The organism is Rhodococcus sp. RS1C4, assembly GCF_002258225.1.
Classification (GTDB): domain Bacteria; phylum Actinomycetota; class Actinomycetes; order Mycobacteriales; family Mycobacteriaceae; genus Rhodococcoides; species Rhodococcoides fascians_E.
Genome location: NZ_NOXZ01000051.1, coordinates 129,748 through 145,384 on the forward strand (window position 1 = coordinate 129,748; position 15,637 = coordinate 145,384).

Here is a 15,637-nt window from a genome sequence, read left to right on the forward strand (position 1 = left end):
CGCATGTGCCGTTGCTGCGTAGGCATGGTGGGGAAATCGGTGCGCGATAGCAGTTGCGTGGAGCTGCGTAGTCGGCACGGTCTGGGGTGGTCCACGCGGTCATCGGCGTGGCAAATCGAGCGCTCGAGTCGGCGAACCCGTCGATCGAAGCCGCCTCGGCGTCGCCCGCCGGTATAGGGGTCTCGTCGAAACACACCCTTCGAGGATGAATTGTGTTCCCACGTAAAGTTAAAGTCGCCGCCGCTATTGCCGCCCCGCTGGTGGTCCTGAGTCTCGGGGCAGTAGGGACTGCTCAGGCCTTGACCGTTCACGACGCGCCGGTGCAGGCCGCATCGGCGACCGGTCCGAAGCAGGATAAATACACCGACCAGGACGTGGTGGGGCTACTCGCGCTCGCCAGCGGCCGTGCGGCGCAGGACCATCCGGACGTCGCCGCCAAATTCAAGGTCGAAGGAGCACCTACCGCCACTGACGAACAGATCGGCCAACTCACCGATGCCCTGGTCTCTGTCGATCCGAACTTCCACTCCTCGGTGACCCACGCCGTTCAGGCGAACGATCCCTACCAGGCTCAGAAGGGTATCGACACCATCTCGGCTGATCTGAAGACGTTGGCCGCGCAAAGTGGCGCGAGTGAGTCCGGCGGAGATGTCCATACCGACGGATTTTTCTACCACGACTCCAACATCGCTGTAGAGATCAATGTGGCCGGCGTCCTCAACGCAGTCGGGTACGCCAACGTCGCAGCTGCGACCGAAGTAGGGGTCGTGCTCTACGTCGTCCCCGATGCGATCTCCTACGGCTTCGACCTGAATCGAAAGGGCGACTTCGAGCGAACCGAGACTGCTGCGTTGGTGACCTCAGCGCTCTGAGACCCGTCAACGCTTTCGCCCCTGGGTGCGTTGCCTCGATCCCGCTTCGATCCGTGCACCGCACCCAGGGGTGGTCGACCCATCCGATCAGCCACGTCCGAGCATGAGAGCCCGCCATGACAGACGTTCGACCCGAGCTGCACCAGATCGACGAGGCAACAGCGAGCACAATCGAGGCCGGTCGCGGCGAGTACTCGACTTCTATTGGGGCGCAACGTCGGCCACCGAAGGTGCTGATTGTTCTGCTCTTCGTGGTCGCCGCGGCAGTAGTAGTCGGCGGTTTCGCCTTCGCCATAGTCTTCACACTGCCCAGCAACGTCTTGTTCACACGCGACGGCGATCACCCCGTCCGGACGGCGTTCAACGCATTGGATCCACAGGACTGGGCATTCTTCACCCGCGATCCGGAAGGAACCCAGGTCGGTGCCTACACCGTCGACAGTGCCGATGCTGTCTACAGCCTGATGAAGACCCCACAGGGAGCGGTGACCAACCTCTACGGGCTATCGCGCACCCAACGGGCGCAAGGCCCCGAACTCGGGTTCCTCAACGCCGCCGTCCGAACCTGGTTGCCCTGCGACGACCCAACGGCCACATGCATTGTCACCGCTGCCGAGTCTGTTCCGGACGAGGTGACGAGCAACTCACCGATACCGACCGTCTGTGGAGACGTCGTCCTGACCGAAGAGCACACCACACCCTGGAGCTTCCGACGTCTCACGGACGAATATCGGAAAGTCACCGCAACCGCGCACCTGAATGTGCAGTGCTCATGATGACCACCGCTCGGCTCGAGACCGCAGGCACCATCAACGACACAGTGGAGTACGTCTACCGAAAAGTCTCCGAGCACGATCCTCGCAACAGGTGGTTCGGGACCGGCCGCACCGTCCTGGCGCTAGCTCAGCTGTCGATCCTGCTCTTCACCACCCCAGCTGCGTTGATGGTGCCGGTGATCGGACAGAACGATGCTCCGCATTGCGCCGGAGTGCAGAGCGCATCTCTGTACTGCCTCGGACACGACGCCATCCCACTGGAGTGGCGACACTGGGGCATGGCCGCAATCCTGCTGCTGGTGGCCACAGGGTGGCGTCCCCGAGTGACCGCACTCCCACATGCCTGGGTCGCCTACTCGATCGCCGGCAGCATCGCACTGCCCGACGGTGGCGAATCGGTCGTGCGCATCGTCTGCATCCTGATCGTCCCCCTTGCCCTCCTCGACGACAGAGGCTGGCATTGGCAACACCCCACCACCGAACCCAACCGGTGGATTCAACCCCTCTCGTACGCATGCCTGCTCGCGCTGCGACTGCAGCTGGCCTTCATCTACTTCGACAGTGCGATCAGCAAGTTCGGTGTCTCGGACTGGGTCAACGGGACCGCCGAGTACTATTTCCTGCGCGACAACGCATTCGGAGCAAGCTACCCACTCGAACCGATGCTGATCTGGACCTCGAACATACCGGCATTGGTGATCTCGATGACCTGGGGAGCACTGGTCATCGAACTGCTGATCGGAATCCTGTTTCTAGGCACGAGACGATGGCGCAAAGTGGGCCTGACACTCGACATCGTGCTACACGTCGGGATCATCGCGACCATGGGACTGTGGAGCTTCTCCACGATCATGATCGGATCCGCGATCATCGCCGCGATGCCCACCCGCCGGCGCACCACATTCTCGACGGACGGCACACGATCAACCCTCGACGTGAGCGAGCTCGATCGCGACCGAAGCCGCCGCCCCGATGTCACAGACCCCATCACCGCTACAGCGGGCCCTCCCGAAGCCATCGGGTCGGACGAGCGATGACGACCCAATCCACTCACCACGCCAGCCGCGACACGCGCCATCAGTGGCTGTTGATCGACACCCTCGGACCGCACGAACACACCGTGGTGGGAGTGGGCGACACCTCACGCCGGGCAACTCCACTACAGAAGTTTCTCCGCGGTTCCCACCGCACCGCGGCACTCGATGCGGTCCGCTCGGCATCCGATACGGGACGACGTCACGACGTCACGGCCGGCCGCAAGAGGGTGACCGCCGAGCCGATCCTCGATCACCGCGGTCGTACACGAGCTGTGTGGCTGCTCATTTCACCTGTCGAGGAGGCATCTGCAGCTCCGCCGTCCGCTCACGCCTTCGAATGGAATCTCACGCGAGGAACCGCAATCACGATGGCAGCGCCCCACCACGGCCGACAGCGTACTGTTGCCGACGCCATCGAGCCACATGATCTCGGCGTCGACGCCGCCCCAGCTCTGGGACACCTCGTGGCCGCACACGCCGACACAGCAGTGCAACTGACCACAGTGAAGGCCACTGCAGACCATGCGCAGCGCCGAGTGAACGTGACCGGTCGCATTCGCCTCGACCGCGCGACAGGAGACCGTGTGTTCCACGGCCTCTCGCACGACCTCGGACCCTCCCCGCTGCCACCCCAGAGCGCCGCTACTCACTTGTCGGACCTCATCGTTCACTCGCTCTTACGTCCCCAAGAACACCTTGCGATCGTCGATCCCGCCACGCTGATGTTGCTGGTTTGGCACACCGCACCGCCGCCCGGACTGGCGTGGAGAAGCATCGCCACTAAAGCGCGGCCCGTCATACACCCCGAAGACCTGCCGTGCGCACGACTTCTGGCGACAGCCGTACAACAACCTGCGGCCACTGCTCGAACGCCAGAGACAATTCGGTTGCTCCACGAAACCGGCCACTACGAGAAGTACGAAATCAGAGCTGCCCCATTGCCTCTGGGTGCGAAAGCGCGCGCAGCATTGGTCACCGTACGCAGAGTGGGTGAGGTCGGAGCCGGTAGCTCCGCAGATGTCGTGTTATACGACAACACCTTTCCGACCGCGGCATACTGTTCGCCGTGACCTTGAACGACGTCGATGAGGTTCTCTCAGGCCGTCGGCCACGGCGGTATCGAGCAGGGAGGGGCCGTATCTGGTCGATTACCATCGAAACCACCGTTCACGGACGCGGCATCACACAGCGCACCCACGTTTCGGCGAGCAGATTACTGCGCTGCAGGCCCGCCGGCGCGGACATGTCTGTCGCCCACCGGCCGCACAGGCGAGCGGTCGTGCATTTGACCAGCGAACTGTGAGAGAACTGGCCCGTGACCTTCGAGCCACTTAGCTCTATTCGACCCGCTTCAGCAACAGCGACGGACAGGCGAGAGATCGGAAGGTCTCGCGATGGACGTCAAGGCCCCTGGGCTTCTTCACGCATGGGCGAAAACTGGACGGGGACAGTGGATTTGCTGCCTAAGTTTCAAAATTCCGATCGGCAACGGCAAGGGGTACCTTCAGCTCGATCACCAATGGTGCCCCGCCGACGCCGCCCAGCCCGTCGAGTAGCTACCGGAGCGGGGTGTTCGGGCTGGCCGATCAGTCTTGTTCTGTAATCGGTGTTTTCCGATGGGCAAGTGCGTTACTCATCAACGCATCCATCCATTCCCGTGTCATGTCCAAGCCTGAGTGGTTTTCCAGCAGTTCAGCTGCGGTAGCCGCCACCTTCTGTGAGAAGAGAGCCAGAATGCTGATTGACTCGTGCGCCACCAGAGTCGTCACCACATTCAGTGCGTCACCACGCGCTCGCTGCAAGGCGTACGGCTCGTCCGCGTCGAGCTGCAAGTCCTTCAGGAGCTCTCTAGCGCCTTCCCAATTAGGCTTTTTGTGGGCGTGCGCGTACGCGCCCAACACTCGATTCCAAGCCGACAGTCGACCCCACCCGGCGGCCTCTATCCACCGCTGAGGCTTGTTGTGCACGGATTCTTCAAGGCGCTCCGCTTTCGCCGGTTTCGTCCGGTGGACCCTGGATCGAGCGATTTGCTCTAGCGTGCATCGAAGCGAAGCCATCGCCCGGTCGTCGTCTTCCAACCACAACCAGTATGCGGACCGCAACGTCGACGACACCAGAGCCAGGGGAGTCGATGCTGCTGGTATCAGAGGACCGTTGCGTGTCCACAGAGCAGCAAGAGCCGCCAACTCGGCAACCACGATGTAGTTCGTCCCGCGCGAGGCCACCGAGTCAATGTTGAAATCGTCGCCTAGTTCGTCTCGCTCGGCGGCGAGGGCTCGTAGCGCAAACGATGCACTCGCCTGGCGATGAGCGCCGAAGGCTAACGTCGCAAGCTCGTCGTCCCGATACAAGCGACCTGCGGGCCGATGATTCCAGGCCAGCGACTCGTACGTGGATCGTTGATCGTCTAGGTAGCGAACAAACACCGGCAAGAGGCCTTCATCGGGCGACAATGGCATGACGGTAGGCAATCTCGGCAGTACGAACGATGACGAATACGGGAGGGCATCGTCTGGTGGTTCTTCACCCGCGACGTCAGCCGAAGGCCGTACGGCAAGGTTGATACTTGCTATCAACGTCACGGCGTCCTCGGGATCGCCCTGCCGATACAGGCCAGCAGCCGTCATGTATTGAATCTGGGTAAGGCTCAAGCTCAACGCATCCGCTATGCAGTCCACCGCGCCGTATACGACACTTGGTACATCGAATCTGCTCAGGAGCGCGGCCGACTCCCACCACATGGCTTCCTCGAAGAGTCGCGCATGCATTATTTCGCTGAGAACGCCGTAGACGACGGCTGGGCATACTTCACGTCCGTTCGCCAGGACGACGTGCTTATGAGGCGCGGTTGGCTCCTCTGTGCTTGCGGAGCTGTCGTCGCCCTCGATATCTTGCGCAGTAGTCGGGTCTGCGTCGCCCTCGATGTTGGATGATTCCGGCGGTGCGCCAGGATTTGGCATGCGCTCGGCGTATGCGGTCCACGCACGCGCAATGAAGTCCTCCACTTTTTCAGACGGATGTTGCTCGACTCCGACGACAGGTGCCATGACCGCAGTCCATCGTTCGAGTTGTTGTCGGGCGATCGTGGCAGCGGCCACCACTTGTCCTGCGAGAAGCAGTCGGGTGGCCGCGACGCAGCTGTCCACTCCCCAGCCGAGGTCGTGAGGCCATTTGCCATAATAGGCTGACGGTGCGCGATCCAAAGTAAGGTTCAGCTTGCGATGCGCGATATCCAGTATTGCTATCGGTGCCAGAAAAAGGATTGCTTCGAATCGGAATCCATCCGGCAGCTTCTCCGTGTTCTTCATCCTGACGTTGTGGCGCGCAATCAGAGTCTCGGCCAATCGATCGGGTCCAGATCCGCACATGCGCTCGTAATCGCGCACGTTGGTGCCGACTCGCCGTCCACGGTCATCTTTGCGCTTCGCTTTGCGTTCTGCGCTGCTCAGATGGTCCATATCGCCAGGCGACGGAATGCTTGCTCTGTCCATTCGTGCAGCCTACGAGGTCGAGCAATGCTAGGTCGCCGAATGCAGTCAGCCAGCTGTAGAGTGGTCCCAGCATGCACGACGCCTCCGGGGTGATTGAGGCGAGGTCTTGAATCGTTTTGGCCGGTGATCCGGGAAGTGCTATCGCAGGTATCGAAGCGGTCAATTCCGTAAGGTCTGCCGGGCAGCGGCGCGGCAGAATTGATGCGACAATAGGACTACTTAAAGTATCTGCCTTCTACTCTTCGCAGAGTTCGTTATCATCGTTTGGAGGAATGGGTTGCTCAAGCGAAAAGGTGAATTACCTGCTATAATTGGTGGATGCCGGAAAAGCATCGGTAAATCTATTGAATGGAGGACCTATTTGAATCGTGATAGATAAATTATACACCTTAGCGGCGATCATTGTTGCCGTGACAGAAGTAATTAAGGCAACAACGGGATTGGTTGTAGCAGCGTCTACATTGATCCCTTCGATATTAATGTTGATTTGCATTATTTCGGCGCTTTAATCGATGGAAAGACCCGTCACTCGACCTAGGGTGGCGGGTTTTCTGTATCTGTAATGTCAGTTGTCATGGTCGTGTTTTCGTTTCGGTCGGTCAGTGGTTAAGAATGCTGGTCGTGGCGACTTCGGCCAAGACGTCAATCAGGTGCTGACAGACAGAATAGGCCTATAAAATTCTAAATCCCACGCACGTTACAGCGTTCCGAGCAGTTCCATCCAGGGACAAAGCCGAGAGGTCAACCGGCCGGTGAACTAGCGAGTTCCTGAACGGGTAGTCGAACTGGAGTAGTTTGCGATCCGTTGGGTCAGCTGTTCTGCGACCGCCTCGGTGGAGGCGGGGTTCTGTCCGGTGATGAGGGTGTCGGTGATTTCGATGTGCTGCTGCCACGGGTGTCCTGCGGTGTACGTGCCGCCCCGGCGCCGGATTTCCTGCTCGACGGTGAAGGGGAGCGTGCCGAGCAGTCCTACATCGGCTTCCTCTTGGTCCGAGAAACTCGTCATCGTCAGGGCTGCATACGGCCACGTTGCTCCGGATGCGGTGTCGGCAAGCAACGCCGCAGTTCCATGGCAGACCGTCGCGATCGGGGTCCCCTCCCGTCGGAGCGCGCGGAGAAACTCTCCAACGTGAGAGTTCTTGTGCAGGTCCACCACTGGCCCGTAGCCGCCGGGCACAAAGATCCCGTCGACGGTAGAGGGGTCAACCGTTTCGAGCGCGGCCGGCGCGCGCAAATTCTCGCTCAGACCGGATAGGTACGTTCTGTACCCGTCAGGGTCTGGGCTGTGAGGGGCGTGCATGCTGTCGGGTTCGACGTGCGCAGCGCCGCCGCCGGGTGTCGCGATGATCGTCCGTATGTTTGCGGCCGTGAAGATTCGATGGGCTGTGATGAACTCTTCGGCCCAGAAGCCGCATGGTCGAGTGGAGCCGTCATTGAGCGTCAGGATGTGGGCTTCGGACAGCAGGATCGTGATGGTCGACGTTGGTGTCACCGTTGTGCGTCTTTCTCTTCGCGGTAGAGACCGAGGGCGGTCATCGCGGGCGCGTCGTTGAACTCGAACAGCACGGCTGGAATGTCGGTGTCGTTGACGTAGCTGACAGTCGACCACGATGGAACGGCGATGCTGTCTCCTTCGCTGCACCGGAACGGCTTTCCGTCGACGTGGATGGTGGACAACCCTTGTGCCCCGATCAAGACGGCGGAAGCGGTGCGCCGCATCGGTTGTGTTCGGATCCCTGCAGGTAGGAGTGTGAATGCAGCATCGATGACCGGTGTGACAGGGTCGTGGGTTCCTTCTGCGTGCAGGGTGTGTCGGTATGCGTGGTGCGGGTCGGCCTCGTGGGTCCGCTGTTGCTCACCGAGGGCGCGAAGTACGTTGTCCCACTTGTAGAGCAGCGGCTCGCTCAGGTTTCGGTGGTGTCTGTCCTGCGCGAAAATGTGGGGCTCGAGGTGGGTGTTGTCGGTGTGGAGCTCGAACTGTGTCGCGGCGAGGGCGGCGACGAGGGGGTCGTTGGTGCAGTCCTGCCAGATGGCGGGGGAGTCGGTGGGGCTGTCGTTGCCGTGCTCATGCCATTCGCCGGCGGGGGTGATCACCACGTCGCGAGGCTCGAGATACATCTTGGTTCCACCGACGGCCGTCCATGCCCCGTCACCCTCGTGCATGTAGCGCAGGGCCGTCGGCGCGTGCCGATGCGGGGTCATACCTTCACCGCGGTTGATGATCTGCAGCCCCGAATAGAGATATCCGACGGCGGCCTCGCGGGCATGGCCCGGATTGGCGAGGGTCAGTACCCGTAGAGCTGCTCGGTCGCCCTTGACCATGTCGGCTGCCGCGATCGCGAGCGGTCGAAGCTCGGCATAACTCCAGTGCACGGCATGGGAGTCGGGGGCCGGGGCCCACGGCAAGTTCTCGTTGGCCGCGGACCACCGCCCGATGGCGGATATTGCTGCCGCCTTCTCGTGCAGCATGGCCTCGGTGGAAATGGTGGTGGTCACGACGCGGATACCTCCTGTTGGGTGACGGTCACTGAAGCGAGTGGACGGGGTGTGCCGACGACGGCGTCGGCTGCCTCGGTGAGCTCGGCAACCAGTTGGTCGATGTGGTCGGCAGTGGTGTGGATGTTGCCGATGGACACTCGGATGACGTAGTGGCCGTTGAGCTCGGAGTGGGAGAGCAGCGTCCGGTGGGTGCTGTTGACGGTCTCGAGGATCTTCCGCGTCGCCTGTCCGTCGGCAGAGGAGATCCGGAGGCAGAGCAAGGGGAGCGGCGAATCGTTCGCGAGATGCCACCGCGGGTCTGCGGCAAGGGCGTCTCGCAGCCTCGTCGCCAGGGTGAGACTGTGTTCGAGTCGAGTTCGGATGCCTCGTATTCCGAAGGCGCGCAGGGTCCACCACAGTTTCAGAGCTCGGAATTGTCGCCCAAGGTTGAGGGTGTAATTCATGTAGTCGATACCGCCGGTGGTGTCGGTACGCAGGTATTCGGGAACCAGTGTGAAGGCGGCTTCGAGTGCTCCGGGGTGACGGCAGAACAGTGCCCCGCACTCCATAGGGGTGAAGAGCACTTTGTGTGGGTTGGCGACGAGAGAATCGGCGGCCGCGAGTGACGGAAGGACCTGCGCGATGGCCGGGGCTATGCGCCAGAAGCCTCCGTACGCGGCGTCGACGTGCAGCCACACTCGGTGGTCGCGGCACACGGCCGCAATCGCCTCGACCGGGTCGAGAGCACCTGAAGTGGTCGTACCGACGGTGGCGACAACAGCGATCGGTGTGTAACCGTCCGCGACGTCCGATCCAATGCGAGTCGACAGAGCAGCAGGATCGAGTTGGCCGCTAGCGTCGGTGGGTAGGCGTACGACATTGTCGAGCCCGATGCCGAGAGCGATCGCAGCTTTGTCGACCGACGAGTGGGCCTGGTCGGAGGTGTAGATCCGGCCGGGTTTCTGGCCGGATGTTCCGTGATGTCGAACCTCGGGCTGTGCCCGGTGGCGGGCGGCGGCCAACGCGTAGAACGTGCCCAGTGATGCACCGTCGACGAGCAGTGCGTCTGCGGCGGGGTAGTCGAGCAGTTCGGCGAGCCATCTGGTGACGGTGTCTTCGACGGCGGCAGCCGAGGGCGCGCTCTTCCACAACATGACGTTGACGTTCAATGCCGCAGCGGTCATCTCGGCGAGGATGGCCGGTCCGGAGGAACTGTTGCTGAAGTAGGCGTGGAATCGTGGATGGTTCCAGTGCGTCAAATGCGGAACGACGTTGTTCCAGGTGTCGTCGAGTATGTCGGCGAAATCTGTTGCCTCGGATGGCAGCTCGCTGTCGATCGCGTCGGCGACATCGGCCGCATCGGCCGGCGTCGTGACGGGCACGTCGTCGAGCGCGGCGAAGTGTCGACATATTCGATCGAGGGTGTCGGTGCCGAAGGCTTTGAGCTGCTCGGGAGTCCAGTCGCCAGTCGGCTTTGTTGGGTCGGGGGTCATTCGACGTCGACCGGCAGCTCGTGGGCGAAGACGACCTCGCGGGGGCGTTCGCAGTACCGGCGGTAGAAATCTTCGAGTAGTGGCGTCTCCGATTCGATGAGGTGCGTGGCGTGCTCGGCGCTTTCCCAGGGGTAGGTCATCGTTACGCGTTGGGGGTCCGATGCGTGCTGGAAGAAGCGCGCGTGGCCCGCCCACCCCGGGTGGTGGTGTGCGTTGTCGTCGAGGAGTTCGTCCATTTCTTGCAGGACCGAGAGGGCGTTCTCGGCCGCTTCGGCGGTCAGGTGCCAGGTTTCGATGACGGTGATCATGAGAGGGCGAAGCCTTTCTGTTTCAGTTGCTCTGACCGGTGCTGTCGAAGTGCTCTTGCAGCAGTGAATCGCCGCCGGGGACGAATCGTTGGCAGATGAGTTGGTGGGCGCGCCGGTTCTCGGCCTGGCTCTTCCAGAGCCGTCGTGCGGAATCTGCTGCGACGCCGGGAAGTTCAGCCGTCTTGAGTGTTGTACGGACGATCTTGGCGCGGGTGAGCATCACGTCGTGATCCCGGTTGAACACGGCGGAGAACCCGGGTTCGAGCCAGGGCGGTTCCATGGATGGCCGGACGAAGTCACGGTAGATCTCCGGTGAGAAATCGGACGCGTACCGCATGCTCTCGGTCGCCCCGGCGTAGAGAGTCCCTAGTTCGGTGAGTTGGTGGGCGAGAGCGGGCCACTGCTTGTTTGCAAGGCACTCCAGCACTGCCGCGAGCCGGCTGTTCATGGATATGACGAACAGGTGGAACAGGTGGTGGCCCTTCTTCCAGCGTGTGATCGCTTGTCGTGCAGCGTCGTTGGGAGCCTGCGGGGTGCGATCGTCCGTGCTGTGGTCTGCCGGCGCTGCCAGCGGGGAAGGATCTCGTCCCTGTGCGGCCACAGCTGCTGCGGCGGAGGCGTCGCCGACGACTACGGCCAGGGCGTCGAGTAGGCGGAGTCGTGAGTCGTTGTCCAGAGTGGACTGCGGCAGATCTGTGGTGATGGCGGTGACGACGGTCAGTGCGCTGACCGCCCACGCGTGCGGGTCGGCGCTGCGGGAGATCCTGAAGTAGGTGTCGTATTCGGCGCTGCGGGCGACGGGGATGGTGCTATCGGTGGGTAGGACGACTCGATCGATGCTCGTCGGAGATGGGGTCATGAAGGCCTCTTCCGTGGCTTGAAGTGGAGTCAGGGTGGTGGGGGTGTCGGGTTGCGGTCCAGACGGCTCCGACGACGACGGCGGCTCCGGCCAGTTGAATCCAGGTGGGTCGCTCGCTGAGGACAACGAATCCGAACGCGATAGCCAGCACAGGCTGCAGCAGGAGTAAGGCCGCGACGGTATTAGCCGCCAGCGATCGGGATCCCGAACTGATGAACAGCCAGGCGGCAACCTGTCCGAGCAAAGCGAGCGCGATCATCCATCCCCACGCGGCCGCGGAGATGTCGAGATCGAGGTCTCCGAGGCCTGCCGAGACAATGCCGGCAGTGACCGTTGCCGATGCGGTGGCCACACAGATCGGGGTGACCAGATGGCTGGGGCTTCGCTGGGTGGAGCGGCGGTTCAGGAACAGGTAGGCCGCGTACGCGGCACCGGCGGAGATTCCCAGGATGGACCCGCGGAGCGCGTTGTCGGCTCCTGTTCCGCCGATGAGTCCGCCGGCGAGTGCAACGCCGAGCAGCATGCAAGGCACCGCCATGAGGAATCGTCGGGGGATTGCGGTTCGATCGACGACGAGCGCGATCAGCGGCAGCACGACGACCTGGACATTGATAAGGACGGTGGCGATCGAGGCACCGACGTCGAGGATGCTCGCGGTCCACATCACGTAGTCCGCTCCGAGGAAGACTCCGGCACCAATGGCCATGGGATACAACCTCGTCGGCATTGCGCCGCGTCGGTGAAGTTCCCACAGCGCCATCGGAACGAGAGCCGCCAGCGCGATAAGACATCGTAGAAATGCCGCCGTCCCCGAGGTGACATCGGCGAGTTTGACGAAGGTGGCGGACAGCGACAGCGACGCGGCACCGGCGATGACCAGCGCCGCATTCCCGCCCACCCCCCGATCGGCGGCGTCAGCTCTCGGTATCGCGGTTCTGGTCACCTGGTCAAGGCAACCAGTTACAAACCGATAAGTCTACTAGCCAGTTCTACCGCTAAAACAGTAGTATCACTTATATGTTGTCGTGGGATCGGATGAAAGTTTTCGCCGCAGTAGCCGAACAAGGTTCTGTCACTCGAGCTGCAGAATCTTTACACCTCACCGGACCTGGAGTGTCGCAACACATCCGCAAGTTGGAGAAGGAAGCCGGCACCACCCTGGTCGAGAGAGAGGGAAGGTCGATACGGCTGACCCCCGCCGGTCGCGCACTGGCGACACGTGCGGCCGCCATGTCCGCTCTCGCCGAAGCCGCAGAAGACGACCTTGCCTCGATCGATACCGACGTTGCCGGAGCGCTGAGAGTAGGCGCGGTCGCAAGTGCATTACGTCGGCTGGTGGTCCCAGCTCTGGCAGACCTCGCTCGCACGTATCCACTGCTGCGCCCCGAGGTCGTCGACGGAGAAGGAATCGATTTGCTCGACCGCCTCCAGCACCGCACCCTCGATCTCGTCGTCTTCGAGTCCTGGGACCATCGGCCGGCGACGGTCCCCGCAGGTATCGACGTCCACACCCTCCACACCGAGGATGTACACCTCGCGGTACCGATCGAGGATAGCCGTGAGATGGCAACCCTCTCCGGCGAAACGGAATCGATCTGGACGGTATGCCCATCAGGGTCGGATGCGCACTCCGCGCTCGTGCACGCATTGCGCGAAGCTGGAGTCGAACCGACGATCCGCTACGAGGTGTCCGACTATTCGACCCAACTGGCCCTCGTCGAAGCAGGTCTGGCCGTCGCGCTGGTTCCGGACACCGCGCGAGTCCGAACGGCCGGGGTGCGGTATCTGCCGACCGAGCCGGCCGTGACGCGTTCGTTGCGTGCGGCGAGCTCGACCCGAATCCCGGCTGTCGGCGCGCTCCTGAATGCGATGAACGTGATTCTCGCAGGCTGATTCCGCGGCCGACCTGCACCCGTAACGCTCGGTTCTCAGGACTGCTCAAAAGGTAACGGGCAGGCATATGACATCTGCGAAACAGGTTGTATGGCAGTGATTGTCAGGGCGCAGGTATGCGCTAGATCCGGGTTCACGGCCACCGGAAGCGCGGGAGATCGCGAATGCTGAACGTCGGCAGGGCGACGGTGGTGGCCGAACACTGTCCGACACGCCCGTGGGATCAAGCTTCGTAGAATTCCCCTATTCGGGGAATTCTACGTTCCGTTCAAGACCTCCGCCATCGGTGCCACAATCGTTACGGTGCGGCGATGAACAGCATCACGCCCCATGAAATGACCCCACTCAGCCCGATTGCATCGGCAGGTTTGCTCGGACGAGCGGCGACGACGTGCTGAACTTCTGCTCCCTGGTAGTGGCAGTCACTGCCGTTATAGCGATCCGTTCCTTCACGGAGTTCCGATCCAGGCGGGTCACGATAGCCGTCTTCCTCGCGGTGTTTCTGCTCTTCAGGTTCGGTGTTCCTCGTCTTACGCCGTTCATCGGATGGCTGCTCGGTTTGTCCACCGAGTAACGGTGCGGGCCAAACGTGCAGAGCTGGCCCGCTGGCCGGGAGAGAAAGGAGAGTGATGTCGAGCGGTATCGTGCATCGAACGATCGATTAAAGGGTGGGTGCGAGTTGTGAGCTGCAGCGAACAGGGTTCGTTCGAGGACATCGTGCCGGGGCTTTTCAAGACCTCGAACGGCATCGCCGACGACGCCGTGAACGGGTGTCCGGGGTACAAATCGCCCCAGGTCCAGCAAGTGACTGGGGTAACGTACCGCCAGCTCGACTACTGGGCCCGTACAGGGCTTGTGTCACCGTCGATCCGCGCTGCATCCGGTTCGGGATCGCAAAGGATGTATGCCTTCTCCGATATCGTGGTGGTCAAAGTGATTCGTCGCCTGCTCGAGGCCGGAGTGTCTTTGCAAAATGTACGCATTGCGATCGAGTGCCTGCGTGCGCGTGACGCCCAGGGTCTGGCATCTGTGACCCTGCTCTGCGACGGTATTTCGGTGTACGAGTGCACATCTGACGACGAGATTGTGGACTTGTTACGCGGTGGGCAGGGCGTGTTCGGCATCGCGCTCGGGCATACAGTCGCGGACGTGGCTGCCGATATCCGTGCGCTCCCTGCAGTCGCTGCGGGAAGCGGCAAGGTCGCCGGGATCGACGAACTGCGATCGCGACGCGACCGCAGGACCGCTTGAAATCGACTACGGAATGAGTAGACACCCTCGGACCAACCATATGGTCCATGCAATGAATTTCGCTGCTTCCGACACGTGGGACCTGATGGAGACGGGAATTGCAGGCGGCATCGGACCTGGAGAAGAGACGCTCACCGATCTCAATTTGATTCGGTTGCAGACTCACATTCCGTCGTTGCGAGTGACGAAGTTCGACAAGGCTGTCGAAGCGGGAAACGGCGCAGATTGGGAGTGGTGGATCGGTTCTTCGGCCGAGGAGCGGTGGATCAAGCTCCGAATTCAAGCGAAACGCGCAAGTCACGATGCCGACATGTACGAGCAGCTCGGACACACAGTGAAGGGAGTCAAGCAATACGACAACCTGATCTTCAAGAGCCTGACCGAAGATGCAATTCCGCTGTACGTCTTTTTCAACGGGTGGCCCGAGGACAGGTTTCTCGTGGGAGGCCACTATCACGATGCGATCGCACAAAACCTCAGAGCGGTGCACGGTGGGCACGTTCCGTACCCGTTGTGGGGCTCGTTGGACTGGGGGTGTGCAATAGCCGCGGCGCAGAAAGTCAAAGCGATCCACGGCGATCCATCGGTATCGGACTTCCCGGCGGCTCTCATCCCCAGGAGACGCCGCAAAAACAAGCGCTACATCCCCCGCTATCTCGTGCACTCGACCCCCTGGGCATACCTCCTGCACTCCGGATCTGGAGGCGCGACACCCACAATTCGACAGGTGGCCGAAAATCTTCACCATATGGAGGGAAACAGATCGCCGCTCACCGACGACGCCTTCGAGGAAATGACCCATCCTCTGCCGTCAAGAGCAGCCGAGCAGGCCGCCTACAACGGCGGGTTCTCGATCCGGAAATCTCTCACCACAGTCGATGAAGCGCGCCATGCTGAACGTCTCGTCACCGCGAGGGAATTCGCTCGCGAGATCGGCAGAGACGATCTCGTGGGTCGGATGCTGAACCTGACAGATGAGACCGAGCGGACAGGACCGGGATATCGACTGTTGTTGGAGCTCAACCCTGAAAGCTCATTTTTCATGAGCCAGGGATAGCGGCGGTCGCCGGATGTGAGATCTCCTGGTTCGACACGAAAAAGTAGTCGGAGGCCACCGTGTGGTGTGCCTCCGACTCACCCTGTGCAATCTCAGTACCAGGAATGCTACACGCGCACAGT

14 protein-coding genes are annotated in these 15,637 nt (G+C 61.7%); 7 read left to right on the top strand and 7 right to left on the bottom strand.

Translation table 11 applies throughout. From position 1 onward, the window contains the following. Nucleotides 1-299: 299 nt before the first annotated feature. From CH289_RS26795 to CH289_RS26810, 4 genes are all read left to right on the top strand, one after another. Nucleotides 300-872, top strand: coding sequence for a hypothetical protein (locus tag CH289_RS26795; protein ID WP_032364821.1), 573 nt, complete (start codon nucleotides 300-302; stop codon nucleotides 870-872). A gap of 116 nt (nucleotides 873-988) precedes the next feature. Next, complete coding sequence (locus tag CH289_RS26800) at nucleotides 989-1,648, top strand: SdpA family antimicrobial peptide system protein (protein WP_052049294.1); 660 nt, start codon at nucleotides 989-991, stop codon at nucleotides 1,646-1,648. After that, complete coding sequence (locus tag CH289_RS26805) at nucleotides 1,645-2,685, top strand: sporulation-delaying protein SdpB family protein (protein ID WP_141214631.1); 1,041 nt, start codon at nucleotides 1,645-1,647, stop codon at nucleotides 2,683-2,685. The genes CH289_RS26800 and CH289_RS26805 overlap by 4 nt, the downstream gene beginning before the upstream one ends. After that, nucleotides 2,682-3,755, top strand: coding sequence for a GAF domain-containing protein (locus tag CH289_RS26810; protein ID WP_032364822.1), 1,074 nt, complete (start codon nucleotides 2,682-2,684; stop codon nucleotides 3,753-3,755). Before CH289_RS26805 ends, CH289_RS26810 begins: the two co-directional genes overlap by 4 nt. A 516-nt stretch (nucleotides 3,756-4,271) precedes the next feature. On the opposite strand, the gene CH289_RS26815 is transcribed toward CH289_RS26810, so the two are convergent. The 7 genes from CH289_RS26815 to CH289_RS26845 all read right to left on the bottom strand — a co-directional run bounded on the left by CH289_RS26815 (nucleotide 4,272) and on the right by CH289_RS26845 (nucleotide 12,257). Further along, the gene (locus tag CH289_RS26815) at nucleotides 4,272-6,176 is read right to left on the bottom strand and encodes a hypothetical protein (protein ID WP_032364823.1); all 1,905 of its coding nucleotides are present in this window, start codon (nucleotides 6,174-6,176) and stop codon (nucleotides 4,272-4,274) included. A 757-nt stretch (nucleotides 6,177-6,933) separates the two neighbouring features. Beyond that, complete coding sequence (locus tag CH289_RS26820) at nucleotides 6,934-7,668, bottom strand: type 1 glutamine amidotransferase domain-containing protein (protein ID WP_052049296.1); 735 nt, start codon at nucleotides 7,666-7,668, stop codon at nucleotides 6,934-6,936. Further along, nucleotides 7,665-8,672, bottom strand: a complete 1,008-nt coding sequence (locus tag CH289_RS26825; RefSeq protein ID WP_052049297.1) for a cupin domain-containing protein — start codon at nucleotides 8,670-8,672, stop codon at nucleotides 7,665-7,667. The genes CH289_RS26820 and CH289_RS26825 overlap by 4 nt, the downstream gene beginning before the upstream one ends. Next, entirely contained in the window at nucleotides 8,669-10,147 is a 1,479-nt protein-coding gene (locus tag CH289_RS26830; RefSeq protein WP_052049298.1) for a pyridoxal phosphate-dependent decarboxylase family protein, read from the bottom strand. The genes CH289_RS26825 and CH289_RS26830 overlap by 4 nt, the downstream gene beginning before the upstream one ends. Then, nucleotides 10,144-10,455 (bottom strand): hypothetical protein, encoded by a 312-nt coding sequence (locus CH289_RS26835; RefSeq protein ID WP_032364824.1) that lies wholly within the window; start codon nucleotides 10,453-10,455, stop codon nucleotides 10,144-10,146. The genes CH289_RS26830 and CH289_RS26835 overlap by 4 nt, the downstream gene beginning before the upstream one ends. A 22-nt stretch (nucleotides 10,456-10,477) precedes the next feature. Continuing rightward, a complete protein-coding gene (locus CH289_RS26840; protein ID WP_052049299.1) occupies nucleotides 10,478-11,314 on the bottom strand; it encodes a hypothetical protein in 837 nt (278 codons plus the stop codon). Next, entirely contained in the window at nucleotides 11,265-12,257 is a 993-nt protein-coding gene (locus tag CH289_RS26845; RefSeq protein ID WP_230591638.1) for a DMT family transporter, read from the bottom strand. Before CH289_RS26845 ends, CH289_RS26840 begins: the two co-directional genes overlap by 50 nt. A gap of 92 nt (nucleotides 12,258-12,349) precedes the next feature. Here CH289_RS26845 and CH289_RS26850 point away from each other — a divergent pair, with 92 nt between their 5' ends. The 3 genes from CH289_RS26850 to CH289_RS26865 all read left to right on the top strand — a co-directional run bounded on the left by CH289_RS26850 (nucleotide 12,350) and on the right by CH289_RS26865 (nucleotide 15,515). Further along, the gene (locus CH289_RS26850; RefSeq protein ID WP_176460259.1) at nucleotides 12,350-13,207 is read left to right on the top strand and encodes a LysR family transcriptional regulator; all 858 of its coding nucleotides are present in this window, start codon (nucleotides 12,350-12,352) and stop codon (nucleotides 13,205-13,207) included. Between the two features lie 681 nt (nucleotides 13,208-13,888). After that, nucleotides 13,889-14,458 carry a MerR family transcriptional regulator gene (locus tag CH289_RS26860; protein ID WP_303396048.1) on the top strand — a complete coding sequence of 190 codons (570 nt, stop codon included), beginning with the start codon at nucleotides 13,889-13,891 and terminating at the stop codon, nucleotides 14,456-14,458. A gap of 52 nt (nucleotides 14,459-14,510) precedes the next feature. Further along, nucleotides 14,511-15,515: a DUF6615 family protein gene (locus CH289_RS26865; protein WP_141215919.1), complete on the top strand. Its 1,005-nt coding sequence runs from the start codon at nucleotides 14,511-14,513 to the stop codon at nucleotides 15,513-15,515. The last annotated feature ends 122 nt before the right edge of the window (nucleotides 15,516-15,637 follow it).

Bases quoted from the DNA above. Each gene is read 5' to 3' on its own strand.
- CH289_RS26800 (WP_052049294.1), top strand. From the start codon at position 989: ATGACAGACGTTCGACCCGAGCTGCACCAGATCGACGAGGCAACAGCG.
- CH289_RS26805 (WP_141214631.1), top strand. From the start codon at position 1,645: ATGATGACCACCGCTCGGCTCGAGACCGCAGGCACCATCAACGACACA.
- CH289_RS26810 (WP_032364822.1), top strand. From the start codon at position 2,682: ATGACGACCCAATCCACTCACCACGCCAGCCGCGACACGCGCCATCAG.
- CH289_RS26815 (WP_032364823.1), bottom strand. From the start codon at position 6,176: ATGGACAGAGCAAGCATTCCGTCGCCTGGCGATATGGACCATCTGAGC.
- CH289_RS26830 (WP_052049298.1), bottom strand. From the start codon at position 10,147: ATGACCCCCGACCCAACAAAGCCGACTGGCGACTGGACTCCCGAGCAG.
- CH289_RS26835 (WP_032364824.1), bottom strand. From the start codon at position 10,455: ATGATCACCGTCATCGAAACCTGGCACCTGACCGCCGAAGCGGCCGAG.
- CH289_RS26840 (WP_052049299.1), bottom strand. From the start codon at position 11,314: ATGACCCCATCTCCGACGAGCATCGATCGAGTCGTCCTACCCACCGAT.
- CH289_RS26850 (WP_176460259.1), top strand. From the start codon at position 12,350: ATGAAAGTTTTCGCCGCAGTAGCCGAACAAGGTTCTGTCACTCGAGCT.
- CH289_RS26865 (WP_141215919.1), top strand. From the start codon at position 14,511: ATGAATTTCGCTGCTTCCGACACGTGGGACCTGATGGAGACGGGAATT.